The organism is Sphingomonas sp. 320_CC (genome assembly GCF_059691795.1).
On record NZ_JCAWAE010000001.1, the window covers coordinates 260,754 to 272,648 of the forward strand.

14 protein-coding genes are annotated in these 11,895 nt (G+C 66.0%); 11 read left to right on the forward strand and 3 right to left on the reverse strand.

Annotation, left to right across the window (positions count from 1 at the left end):
- Positions 1-376 precede the first annotated feature (376 nt).
- Positions 377-1,840 (reverse strand): pyruvate kinase, encoded by a 1,464-nt coding sequence (pyk, locus tag AC59GX_RS01220; RefSeq protein ID WP_426282658.1) that lies wholly within the window; start codon positions 1,838-1,840, stop codon positions 377-379.
- A gap of 92 nt (positions 1,841-1,932) precedes the next feature.
- Between pyk and AC59GX_RS01225 the strand changes: the two genes are divergently transcribed.
- The 5 genes from AC59GX_RS01225 to AC59GX_RS01245 all read left to right on the forward strand — a co-directional run bounded on the left by AC59GX_RS01225 (position 1,933) and on the right by AC59GX_RS01245 (position 4,026).
- Positions 1,933-2,235, forward strand: a complete 303-nt coding sequence (locus AC59GX_RS01225; protein WP_056061291.1) for a DUF1244 domain-containing protein — start codon at positions 1,933-1,935, stop codon at positions 2,233-2,235.
- 214 nt (positions 2,236-2,449) lie between these two features.
- Positions 2,450-2,692: a DUF2312 domain-containing protein gene (locus AC59GX_RS01230; protein WP_197942503.1), complete on the forward strand. Its 243-nt coding sequence runs from the start codon at positions 2,450-2,452 to the stop codon at positions 2,690-2,692.
- Between the two features lie 86 nt (positions 2,693-2,778).
- Entirely contained in the window at positions 2,779-3,207 is a 429-nt protein-coding gene (locus AC59GX_RS01235) for a hypothetical protein (RefSeq protein ID WP_426282656.1), read from the forward strand.
- Positions 3,204-3,503, forward strand: coding sequence for a DUF1294 domain-containing protein (locus tag AC59GX_RS01240; protein ID WP_426282654.1), 300 nt, complete (start codon positions 3,204-3,206; stop codon positions 3,501-3,503). Before AC59GX_RS01235 ends, AC59GX_RS01240 begins: the two co-directional genes overlap by 4 nt.
- 79 nt (positions 3,504-3,582) lie before the next feature.
- Entirely contained in the window at positions 3,583-4,026 is a 444-nt protein-coding gene (locus AC59GX_RS01245) for a nuclear transport factor 2 family protein (RefSeq protein ID WP_480955567.1), read from the forward strand.
- A 4-nt stretch (positions 4,027-4,030) separates the two neighbouring features.
- Here the strand turns inward: AC59GX_RS01245 and AC59GX_RS01250 are convergent, their stop codons facing one another.
- The gene (locus tag AC59GX_RS01250; protein WP_056061281.1) at positions 4,031-5,494 is read right to left on the reverse strand and encodes a helicase HerA domain-containing protein; all 1,464 of its coding nucleotides are present in this window, start codon (positions 5,492-5,494) and stop codon (positions 4,031-4,033) included.
- Positions 5,495-5,604: 110 nt separating this feature from the next.
- Between AC59GX_RS01250 and AC59GX_RS01255 the strand changes: the two genes are divergently transcribed.
- From AC59GX_RS01255 to ruvA, 5 genes are all read left to right on the forward strand, one after another.
- The gene (locus AC59GX_RS01255) at positions 5,605-6,174 is read left to right on the forward strand and encodes a DUF1003 domain-containing protein (RefSeq protein ID WP_426282650.1); all 570 of its coding nucleotides are present in this window, start codon (positions 5,605-5,607) and stop codon (positions 6,172-6,174) included.
- Positions 6,175-6,203: 29 nt separating this feature from the next.
- A complete protein-coding gene (locus tag AC59GX_RS01260; RefSeq protein WP_056477859.1) occupies positions 6,204-6,947 on the forward strand; it encodes a YebC/PmpR family DNA-binding transcriptional regulator in 744 nt (247 codons plus the stop codon).
- A gap of 198 nt (positions 6,948-7,145) precedes the next feature.
- Positions 7,146-7,652: a crossover junction endodeoxyribonuclease RuvC gene (ruvC, locus tag AC59GX_RS01265; protein ID WP_056484899.1), complete on the forward strand. Its 507-nt coding sequence runs from the start codon at positions 7,146-7,148 to the stop codon at positions 7,650-7,652.
- 325 nt (positions 7,653-7,977) lie between these two features.
- Complete coding sequence (locus tag AC59GX_RS01270; RefSeq protein ID WP_497300640.1) at positions 7,978-8,892, forward strand: hypothetical protein; 915 nt, start codon at positions 7,978-7,980, stop codon at positions 8,890-8,892.
- 82 nt (positions 8,893-8,974) lie between these two features.
- Positions 8,975-9,574, forward strand: coding sequence for a Holliday junction branch migration protein RuvA (gene ruvA, locus AC59GX_RS01275; RefSeq protein ID WP_136189194.1), 600 nt, complete (start codon positions 8,975-8,977; stop codon positions 9,572-9,574).
- A 172-nt stretch (positions 9,575-9,746) separates the two neighbouring features.
- On the opposite strand, the gene AC59GX_RS01280 is transcribed toward ruvA, so the two are convergent.
- The gene (locus AC59GX_RS01280; protein ID WP_426282644.1) at positions 9,747-10,655 is read right to left on the reverse strand and encodes a 2-hydroxyacid dehydrogenase; all 909 of its coding nucleotides are present in this window, start codon (positions 10,653-10,655) and stop codon (positions 9,747-9,749) included.
- A gap of 53 nt (positions 10,656-10,708) precedes the next feature.
- Between AC59GX_RS01280 and ruvB the strand changes: the two genes are divergently transcribed.
- Positions 10,709-11,734: a Holliday junction branch migration DNA helicase RuvB gene (gene ruvB / locus AC59GX_RS01285; protein WP_056061260.1), complete on the forward strand. Its 1,026-nt coding sequence runs from the start codon at positions 10,709-10,711 to the stop codon at positions 11,732-11,734.
- Positions 11,735-11,895 lie beyond the last annotated feature (161 nt).

Here is an 11,895-nt window from a genome sequence, read left to right on the forward strand (position 1 = left end):
GAGACCATGAGGCACCTTACTTAAAGCCCGACATACACCTCTCTTCCGTCACCCCGGCGGACGCCGGGGCCCACCGTTCCGCATACTTCACGGGGCGGCGAGCATGCGGAGCGGGCCCGGCATGACGGGGCAGGGGTGGCGTTCGTTGGTGCTCCGGCCTGAATGCAGTGCCGACACGAGGCGGACGCGACCTAAACCAAGGCAGTTCCCCCGCGGACGCGGGTGCACAGCTAAATACCGTAGCGCTTTGGTACCCTGGACCCCCGCGTTCGCGGGGGAACGGTTGGGGCGGGGCCCACTTTACCCATCACAGGACTGCATCTGCGTGGCAGTGATCGACAATCCGCGCGCACCGCCAGTTCAGGTCGCCAAAAACTCAAACCTGCGAATGATGCCCCTTCAGCTCATCGCCCACGATCCGAACCACATGCAGCACGTTCGTCGACCCAGGCGTCCGGAACGGCACGCCCGCCAGCACGATCACGCGATCCCCCGCCTTGGCCATCCCATGCCGCAACGCCATCCGCTTCGACTTCGCGACCATGTCCTCGAACGACTCGACGTCGCGCGTATGCACCGCATGCGTCCCCCACAGCAGCCCGAGCCGCCGCGCGGTCTCCTGGCTCGGCGTCAGCACCAGCAGCGGCACCGACGGCCGCTCGCGCGCGATGCGGCGCGCGGTCGAGCCCGACGTCGTGAAGCAGATGATCGCCACCGCCGACACCGTCGCGGCGATGGTCTTTGCTGCCTCGGCGAGCGCGTCCGCGGTCGTCGGATCGGGCTTCATCACGGTGAAGTGCATCCGGTCGCCGTGCTCGGGATCGGCCTCGACCGACACGCCGATCGCATCCATCATCGCGACCGATTCGACCGGCCACGCGCCCGCCGCGCTCTCCGCCGACAGCATGATCGCATCCGCGCCGTCATACACCGCGGTCGCGACGTCGGACACTTCCGCGCGCGTCGGCGAAGGCGACGTGATCATCGATTCGAGCATCTGCGTTGCGACCACCACCGGGCGGCCCATCCGGCGCGAAACCTCAACGATGCGCTTCTGCAAGGGCGGTACCTGCTGCGGCGGTAGCTCGACGCCAAGATCGCCGCGCGCGACCATCACGCCGTCGCACGCCTCGACGATCTCCTCGAGCCGCTCGATCGCCGCCGGCTTCTCGATCTTCGCCATCAGCGCCGCTTTGCCGCCGATCAGTTTGCGCGCTTCCCAAAGATCTTCCGGGCGCTGGACGAACGACAGCGCGATCCAGTCGACGCCCTGGTCGACCGCGAAGTCGAGATCGCTGCGATCCTTCTCGGTCAGTGCCGCCATCGGCAGCACGACGTCGGGGACGTTCAGACCCTTGCTGTTCGACAACGCGCCGCCGACCTCGACCCGCGTCGTGATCTCGCGCGGGCTGTGCGACACGACGCGCAGCACGAGCTTGCCGTCGTCGAGCAACAGGCGGGCGCCCGGCTCGATCGCTGCGAAGATCTCGTCGTGCGGCAGTTCGACGCGGGTCGCATTGCCTGGCGTCGGATCGCGGTCGAGCACGAAAGTCGAACCGGTCTCGAGCACCGTACGGCCGCCGTCGAACTTGCCGACACGCAGCTTCGGACCCTGGAGATCGGCAAGGATGGTCGACGGACGACCATATTCCTGCTCCAGCGCGCGAATCGCCTGGATCACGGCGATCTTCGACTGCTGGTCGCCGTGACTCATGTTAATGCGGAATGCGTCCGCGCCGGTACGGAAGAGGGTAGCGATCATCTCGGGGGTGCTGCTGGCAGGGCCGAGCGTCGCTAGAATGCGGACTTTGCGCGAACGGGGTGCGATGGCCTTGGTCATGCGGTGCGTCTTCCTCGGCGTTTCCTGGGGGAGGTCTTTGCCGCGACGGGCCTTAAACCCTATCTCCGCGGGATCAACCACGGAGCATAGTAATGAACCCCGATCGCCTCGATACTTTGGACGATGCCGTAGCGGCACAGGCCTTTCGCCGCCTGATCCGTCATCTCCGCCACCGCGAGGACGCGCAGAACGTCGACCTGATGGGGCTCGCCGGTTTTTGCCGCAACTGCCTGTCCGACTGGGTCGAGGAAGCGGGCGGTCTGTCAAAGGATGCCGCACGCGAGACGGTCTACGGGATGCCGTACGCAGAGTGGAAGGCGCATCACCAAGGCGACGCGACGCCCGAGCAGCTCGAACGGATGAAGGCGAGCGTCGCGAAGAACGCGGTGGTCTGAGAACGGCTGCAATTGATTCGCGACGATCCCCCGCAGGGTCGCTTGAGCCGAACACGGTAAACGCCTAGACGCTGGCCCGCACCCAATTCGGCATGATTCAGGACGTCTCCGGACGGCGATCACCGGTGCGGGCTTGTATCTTGATTGGCTTTTGACCGGCGCGTGGGCGCTGGCGAGTGGGGAATTTTCGATGTCTGACGAACGGCAACACGGCATGGGCGGCGGCGCGGTCGCAGCGGACGAACTGCGCCTGCTGATCGAGCGCGCCGAGCGTCTCGAAGAAGAGAAGAAGGGTATCTCGGACGACATCAAGGACGTGATGGCCGAAGCCAAGGGCCGCGGTTACGATCCGAAGGCGATCCGTAAGATCCTGTCGATCCGGAAGAAGAAGAAGGAAGAGTATCAGGAGGAGGAGGCGATCCTCGAGGTGTATCTCCAGGCGCTGGGGATGATCTGAGTTTCGCCAGGGCGGTGAGACGGCCAAACGCGTCGGTTTTGACGCGTTTAACAGAACTGTCATCGGTTGCGGATTAGTATCCGACTATGAACATCCGTTTTCTCGCCGCCCTCGTGCTGGCCACTATGGCCGCCCCCGCCCAGTCGGATGAGGGGGCGGCCAACGCCAGCTTCTGCCAGCGGATCGCGACCGAGCTCGGTATGAAGACGGCGAAACCGTCTGACGGCCACGCCGCATGGGAGCTGAAGACGCTCGGCGGCCTTGGTACCGCGCTGTTCGGTGGATCGAGCTATGTTTCGATGGGACTCGGTCCGGCTGAAGACTCGGTCATCACTAACGCACGCCAATATGTCGATGCGTGTGCCAGCATCGCCAACGGGATGGTATGCACTGTTACCGGGCCGGCGGAATTCCAGATTGGTGTGAAAGACCACATGGTCAAGATGCGCGCGAATCCGGGCGAGCGTGCAGAGGTCCGCATGGTTAAAATGCGGATCCGTTGCGAGGACCGTTGACCGCGCCGAATAGTGCGCTTGCTGTCGTCATGGGCGTCCTCTTGCTGGTGCTGGTCAACGTCATCACGGTCGCCGCGTTCGCGCTCGACAAGCGGCGATCATCGACTGGCGCCTGGCGCATTCCTGAATCCCGCTTGCTCTGGCTCGCCGCACTTGGCGGCGGCCCGGGCGCGTTCTGGGCGCGCAATCGCTACCGGCACAAGACACGGAAGCAACCATTCGTCGGTCGGCTCCAGCTCATCGCGATGGTACAAGTTGGCGTCGTCGCAGGTCTCGCCATCGCGTTCGCATTCTAGGTTCGGCAACCGGCAGCGTCATTGCTGCACCCGAAGCTTAGGTGTATTGCCGTTATGCAACATTGCATCGGGGGCAAGCATGCGGGTATTTTTGGGGATAGCGGCGGCGGCGTTGGTTAGTGCTCCCGTCGCGGCGCAATCGGTTGAGGTCGATACCCAAAAACTCGGTCAGCGGGCCGAGGCGTTCGTCCGGGTCCGCAACCAGTTCGATCAGGCGGCGATGATCGCGATGATGGCACCCGAATACCAGGAGGTGTCTCCGGTCGGCGAGGTCGATTCCCGCGAACGCGTGATCGGGTTCTACGCAGCCGACAAGAAATCGGCGGCACCGCCGATGACGATCACCGAAACCGTCGCGCGGCCCGCTGGCACGATCGGTGTCGTCACGATGCGGATCGCCTACACCATGCCCGGCAAAGACGGCCAGATGCAGACGCGCGCGCTGCGGGCCGGCTTCGTCGCGCGACGGATCAAGGGCGACTGGCAGTTCGTGTCGTTGCAGTTCACCCCGATCCGCGGATGACGATCTACGCCGCCTCCGCCGGCAGCGTCGTCCAGCCCAGCCCTGGGATCGTGATCGAGCGCTTGCCGGCGAGATCGGTGCGGCACACGATCAGTTCGCGGCTCTCTATATAGCCGATCAGACGCTTCACACGGCCAAGCGAACTCGTACCATACGTCGCTGCGATGCGCGCGTCAGACGGGCAGGGCTCGCCTTCACGTGCCGCGCGGGCCACCAAAAGGAACGCGCCGAGCATGTCGTCGGGGAGGCCGCTCGCCACGTCGAGTGCCGCCGTCCACGCCTCGTCCGTCATGTCGAAAATACCGGCGCGGGCGCAGCTCAGCCGCCGCACGAAACCGGGTAAATCGAGCGGCGGCTTGGCGAGGCCGCCCATCCGGCAGCGCACCTGGAAATCCTGGAACAGCACCGACGGCGGCCGCAGCGTCGACTCAGGATCCTCGACGATCGCGCGGAACACGTCCGCGTAGACCGCCTCGACCTCGTCGTCGGTCTTCTCGGGCGGAGGCGGTGCGGCGGTGCGCGGCTCGGGCGGGCGGGCGATGCCGTCGAGCAGTTCCTCAGCCGGCACGCGACGCGGGCGCGAATCGAACATCAGGCCGAGTTCGGGCGCGTCGACCACGGGCTCGGACAACAGGTCCTGCAGGTCCATCGGCGCGGCGCTGGGGAGGGGGGTGAGCTTGGGGCTGCCACTGCGTGCGGAGGTCGCGACGTCGCCAATCTTCACCGTGATCGGTCGGCGCGACACTGCCGGTCCGAGCGCCATGAACGTGCCGCGCTGGAGATCGCGAATCGCTTCGGCTTGGCGCCGCTCCATCCCGAGCAGATCGGCCGCGCGGGCCATGTCGATGTCGAGGAAGGTGCGGCCCATCAGGAAGTTCGACGCTTCCGCCGCGACGTTCTTCGCAAGCTTCGCCAGACGCTGCGTCGCGATCACCCCGGCGAGGCCGCGCTTACGCCCGCGGCACATCAGGTTGGTCATTGCCGCCAGCGATGCGCGGCGGACTTCCTCCGACACTTCGCCGCCGGTCACCGGCGCGAACATCTGCGCCTCGTCGACCACAACCAGCACCGGATACCAATGCTCGCGCGGCGCATCGAACAGCGCTGAGAGGAACGACGCGGCACAGCGCATTTGCCCCTCGACCTCGAGCCCTTCGAGGCTCAGCACAGCCGACGTCCGATGTTCGCGCAACCGCGTCGCGATCCGCGCAATCTCACGTTCGCTATAGTCGCCGGCTTCGATCACGACATGACCATGCGGCCCCGCGAGCGTTACGAAGTCGCCCTCCGGATCGATCACGATCTGCTGGACATGCCCCGCCGATCGCTCGAGCAGTCGGCGCAGCAGATGCGATTTTCCCGATCCCGAATTGCCCTGCACCAACAGGCGGGTGGCGAGTAGTTCCTCCAGGTCGACGCCGACGGCAGTACCATTGCCGTCGGTGCCCATATTCACGCTAACCGTCATGCCGCGCGTTTGGCAGGTGCGGGCGTGTGGGAGCAAGGAGTCTTTGCGGCTTGCGTCGCAAGCGGGGCTTTGCGCTGGAATAATCCGCAATCCGGGCTAGGGCGCGACTCATGGCCACGAAACAATCCCTGCTCGCCGACCTTTCGCAGCGACTGCTCGGCAAGGCGCCGAGCGATCTCGATGACGAGGAGCGCCGCGTCCTCGCCGGCATCCAGGCTGGCACCACGGTCAGCCGCGACGCTGCCGACGTCTCGGACGAGCGATCGACGTTCGGCGAGCGGCTGTCGGACCGTGTCGCGGCGATCGGCGGGTCGTGGGGGTTCATCATCGCGTTCAGCGCGGTGCTGATCGGCTGGATGCTGCTGAATTCGGACATCCTCGCGCATTTCGGGCGCGCGTTCGATCCGTATCCCTACATCTTCCTCAACCTGTTGCTCTCGACCGTGGCCGCGATCCAGGCGCCGGTGATCATGATGAGCCAGAACCGGCAATCCGCAAAGGATCGCTTGGCCGCGAGCCTCGACTACGAGACCAACCTGCGCGCCGAGCTCGACATCCTGCGCGTGCATCACAAGATCGATCATCTGGTGCTGGCCCGGCTCGACGCGATCGAAGCGAAGATCGACGCCCTTGCGGGCTTGGAAACCGACGGTCTGGCGAAATCCGCGCCTGACGCCTAAGAGCGGGGCCATCAGCTAAAGAGGCACCGATGGCAGGCCATTCCAAATACAAGAATATCATGTACCGCAAGGGCGCGCAGGACAAGAAGCGCTCGTCGGCGTTCAGCAAGCTCAGCCGGGAAATCACGGTCGCGGCCAAGATGGGCCTGCCCGACGTCGACATGAACCCGCGCCTGCGCGCGGCGGTGAACGCGGCCAAGGCGGCGTCGCTGCCGAAGGAAAACATCCAGCGCTCGATCGACAAGGCTAGCCGCGGCGATGCCGAGAATTACGAAGAGATCCGCTACGAGGGCTTCGGCCCCGGCGGCGTGTCGCTGATCATCGAGGCGCTGACCGACAACCGCAACCGTACCGCGACCAACGTGCGCGTCGCGGTCGGCAAGAACGGCGGCAATCTGGGCGCGGGCGGTTCGGTCAGCCACGCGTTCGATCGCGTCGGGCTGATCTCGTATCCGGCGAGCGCGGGCGATGCCGACACGGTGTTCGAAGCGGCACTCGAGGCTGGTGCCGAGGACGTCACGTCGAGCGAGGACGGGCATGAAGTCTGGACCGCGCAAGGCGACCTGCACGAGGTGGCGAAGGCTCTGGAAGCGAAGCTCGGCGAGGCCGAAGGCGCCAAGCTCGCCTGGCGCCCGCAGGTGATGGTCGCGGTCGGTGCGGACGATGCGGCGACACTGTTCAAGCTGATCGATGCGCTCGACGACGACGACGACGTGCAGACGGTGTGGGGCAATTACGAGATCTCCGACGAGATCATGGAGTCGCTCGGTTGAGATGAAGAAGGTTGGTTCACGCGGAGACGCGGAGATGCGGAGAGCTGTGCTTAGTGCCTACGTACTCCGCGTCAGCGGCCTCATTTCTGTCGGCCAGCCCGGAGAACTGAAAGTCCCGCTAGCGCGAGACGATCGCCAGGAACGCGCCCCCTCCGCGTCTCCGCGTCTCCGCGCGAACCAACCTTCTTCTACCTACTCATGATCATCCTCGGCCTAGACCCCGGCCTCGGCACCACAGGCTGGGGCGTCATCCGCGCCGACGGCAATCGCCTGAGCCATATCGCCAACGGCCAGATCAAGACCGACCCGTCGATGGCGCTCCCCCGCCGCCTCACCGCACTGTATAACGCGCTGATCGACGTCATCCGTACCGAACGCCCAGACGGCGCCGCGGTCGAGGAAGTGCTCGGCAACACCAACGCGCAGTCGACGTTGAAGCTCGGGCAAGCGCGCGGCGTCGTGCTGCTCGCCGCGGCGGGCGCAGGGCTGCATATCGGCGAATACCACCCCTCGACCGTCAAAAAAGGCGTGGTCGGCACCGGCGGCGCGGACAAGAAGCAGATTCAGGCGATGATGGCCGTGTTGTTGCCAGGCGCCAAGCTCGCCGGCCCCGACGCCGCCGACGCGCTGGCCGTCGCGATCACGCATGCGCATCACGTTGCCAGCGCCGCCGCCCTGGCACGACGCAGCGGCGTAGGCGCCTGACCTCTCCGGCGATCCGACTAACGCGAGGTAACGCCGTTTCTCCGGCGTAGCATCCGAAGACGCGCACCACGGCTAGCCGCGTCACAAATCTCAACCCTAGCCAATATCCGCTCGGACAAAACTTGGTTCATTTTGAATGAGATCGGCGCCTGAGCGCTATAATTACACCTCAATCAAGTTTTGATAGCCAAGCCTGCATTGCTGTGGCAGCGCCGCCCGTGATTTTTTAATTTAGATTAAAGGCGGCGCGATGCTTGTCGAACACGTACGAGGTGGAACGAACAGCAACAATGTTCCGGCCTCGGCGTTCGCGATGCCCGCGGGCATGACGATGCGGTACGACCTGCCCGATCCGGCGCTGTCCGAGTATTTGACGGGGTACGCGATCTACGCCTCGAACGACCGCGCGCCGATGCTCAACTGGTATCTGCCGGCACCGGCGATGATCTCCGTGCTGGTCGACGCCGGGCCGCTGACCGTGTCGGTCGGCAACCACCGCTTCGGCCCGCTCGATCGTGCAAGCTTCTACGGTCCGACCAGCCGTGCCTTCCGGACCGAGACGCGTGGCGGGATCGCCGTCGGCATCGGCCTCAGCGCGCTCGGCTGGTCGCGGCTCACCGCGCGGTCGGCGGGCGAATTCCACAACCGCGTCGTGCCGCTCGGTTCGGCGCTGGGATCGGACCTTTCCGCGCGGCTGGTCGAAGGGCTCGACGCGCTCGACGACGACACGATGATCAAGCCGCTGCTCGATGCGGTGTTCGCTGCGTTTTTCACTCGCCCGCATCCGCGCGAAGACCTGATCCGCGCGTTCACCGCGTTGACGGTCACCGACGGTGTGATCGAGATGAAGGACGTCGCGGACCGCCTCGACATCCCGACGCATGAACTGCGCCGCATGGCGACGCGCCATTTCGGCATGCCGCCAAAGCTGTTGCTGAGGCGCGCACGGTTCCTGCGCTCGTTCATCAGCCTGATCCGGACGGACGGCATGGCGGACTATTCGAAGATCGACAGCAGCTATTTCGACGCCTCGCATTTCCTCCGCGATGCCGGCACGTTCCTCAGTACGACCCCGCGCCGCTTCATCGCGTCCGACACCGTATTCCTGCGCGCCAGCCTGCGTGCCCGCGCGATGGTGATCGGCGCGCCGACCCAAGCGCTGCACGAAACCGCGAAGGCCGCTGCGCCCGTCCAGAACCGTCCGACGGGCGAGCAGGGTCGTCCGCAACCAAACGCCTGACCGGCCTGCGCGTCGATCGAGCCGGAAAGCCCGTATTTTGACGGGATGACGCCGCGCCGTCGATGTTCTACCGCGTGGCCCAATGATCGTGCATCTCAAAGGACGGCTGGACTCGACCGGCATCGACCATGCCGTGATCGACGTCGGCGGCGTCGGCTATCTGGTCGGCGCCTCGGCGCGCACGCTGTCGGCGCTCGGCCCGATCGGCGAGGCCTGCACGGTGTTCACCGAACTGCTGGTAGGCGAGGATTTCCAGCGGCTTGTCGGGTTTTCCAGCGCAGACGAGCGCGATTGGTTCCGGTTGCTGACGGGCGTGCAGGGGGTCGGCGCCCGCGTTGCGCTCGCGATCCTGTCGGCGCTGGAGCCGGTCGACCTGTCACGCGCGATCGCCAGCGGCGACAAGGCGATGGTCGCGCGCGCCAACGGCGTCGGGCCGAAGCTCGCCCAGCGTATCGTGATGGAATTGAAGGACAAGGTCGGCGGCATCGCGCTCGGGCTCGGGCCGGCGGTGGTCAACGCCGCGCCGGGCGCATCGGCGGATGCGGTGTCGGCGTTGCTCAACCTTGGGTTCCGCCCGAACGAGGCAAGCGTCGCGGTGGCGGCGGCGGACGAGGAGCTGGGGCCGGGGGCTTCGCTCGATGCGCTGGTGCGGCTGGCGTTGCGCAAGGCGTCTAAGACTTAGAGTCGGCGCAAATTGCAGGTCGCGTATCTAACGATCCTCCCCCGCAAGGGGGAGGTGGCTGGCGCTTGCCAGACGGAGGGGGAGGCACGCGACACGTTTGTTGCGTGCCTCCCCCTCCGTCACCTGCGGTGCCACCTCCCCCTGGCGGGGGAGGATTGCTATCCAGCTCGGTTCAAAGCGGGGTGAGCAGCGCTTTCCCGCCGAAATGCGCATCAAGGTTCGCAATCACCAACGCCGCCATCGCCGCCCGCCCATCGACCGTCGCGCTTCCCTGATGCGGTGACAGGACTACTTGGTTCATCGCCTTGAGCGCGTCGGGAACCGCAGGTTCGTCGGCGAACACATCGAGCCCCGCCCCAGCGATCGTCCCGTTCTGAAGCGCCGCCACCAAAGCCGGTTCGTCTACCAGACTACCCCGAGCGATGTTGACGAGGATACCGTCCTTGCCAAGCGCCGCGAGAACCCCCGCATCCACGATATGCGACGTCGCCTCGCCACCAGGCGCGGCAATGATCAGCACGTCGCACGCCGCCGCCAGCGAGGCGATGTCGGCCTGGAATACGCCGGCGAAATCCGGCTTGGCGGAGCGTGCGGTATAATGAAGTGCGCTCGCAAACGGCGCAGCGCGCTCGGCGATCGCCTTGCCGATCCGTCCCAGCCCGAAGATCCCGATCCGCCGCCCGCTAGCCCGGCGCGCGAGATCGACCTGCCACCCGCCGTCCCGCACCGCACGATCGTTCGCAACGATCCGCCGCTGCACCGCCAGCATCAGCCCGATCGCCAGGTCCGCGACGTCGTCGGTCAGCACGTCGGGCGTCGTCGTCACCGCGATGCCGCGCGCCTTGGTAGCGGCGAGGTCGATTCCGTCATAGCCGACCCCGTGGATCGCGATGATCTCCAGTGCCGGAAAACGGTCGAGCAACGCCGCATCGACCACGCTGCTCCCGCCACCCACGATCGCGCGCGTCGTCGCCGGCGGATCCTCGCGGTACAACGTGAAGCGCTCGGCAAGCGTCGCCTCCAACGCGGGCGAGACTCCGCCCAGCAGATACAAATCGGGGTGCGAGGTGTCGTTGGTCATCCCACACCCATAGCCGCCTTGCCCCCTTCACCGCGAGCGCGCTATCGCAGGGTGTGACCGATACAGACCGCATCCTGACTGCCGCCAAGCGTCCCGAAGACGTCGACGCCGCGCTGCGCCCGAAGACGCTCGATGAATTCGTCGGGCAGAAGGCCGCGCGCGAGAACCTGCGCATCTTCATCCAGGCGGCGAAGTCGCGTGGCGATGCGCTCGACCACGTGCTGTTCTTCGGGCCGCCGGGGCTCGGTAAAACGACGCTCGCGCAGATCGTCGCGCGCGAGATGGGGGTGGGGTTCCGCGCCACCTCCGGCCCGGTGATCGCCAAGTCGGGCGATCTCGCCGCGCTGCTGACCAATCTCGAGGATGGCGACGTGCTGTTCATCGACGAGATCCACCGGTTGCAGCCCGCGGTCGAGGAGGTGCTCTACCCGGCGATGGAGGACCGTGCGCTCGACCTGATGATCGGCGAGGGACCATCCGCTCGGTCGGTGCGGATCGACCTGCCGCGGTTCACGCTGATCGGCGCGACCACGCGACAGGGCTTGCTGACGACGCCGCTGCGCGATCGCTTCGGAATTCCGGTGCGGCTGCAATTCTACACGGTCGAGGAACTGGAGCGCGTGGTTACGCGCGCAGCGGGGTTGCTCGGGCTAGGCATCGCCAAGGACGGCGCGATGGAGATCGCGCGCCGGGCCCGCGGTACGCCGCGCATCGCCGGGCGGTTGCTGCGAAGAGTGCGCGATTTCGCCAACGTCGCAGGGCACGAAACGGTCGATGCACGCGCGGCGGATGCGGCGCTCAACCGGCTGGAGGTCGATTCGCTTGGGCTCGACGCGATGGACCGCCGCTACCTGATGATGATCGCCGACATCTACCGCGGCGGCCCGGTCGGCGTGGAGACGTTGGCGGCGGGCCTCAGCGAACCGCGCGACACGATCGAGGAAGTGATCGAGCCGTATCTGATCCAGCTCGGCCTGATCGCGCGAACGGCACGCGGCCGGTTCCTGAATGCCGGCGGCTGGAAACACCTGGGTCTGAACCCACCAGCCGGCAGCCAGGACGGCTTGTTCGACGCGTAACGGGTTGCGTACGCGCTACCGTGTTTCCCCGCGAAGGCGGGGACCCAGACTGGGCTCCCGCCTTCGCGGGAGAACAAGAAGGAGAGGGCAACCGTAGCCGATGAGATTTACGCGCCGCGATCCGCACCAATCCCTTTTGTAAGAATCCACACCTTCAGATC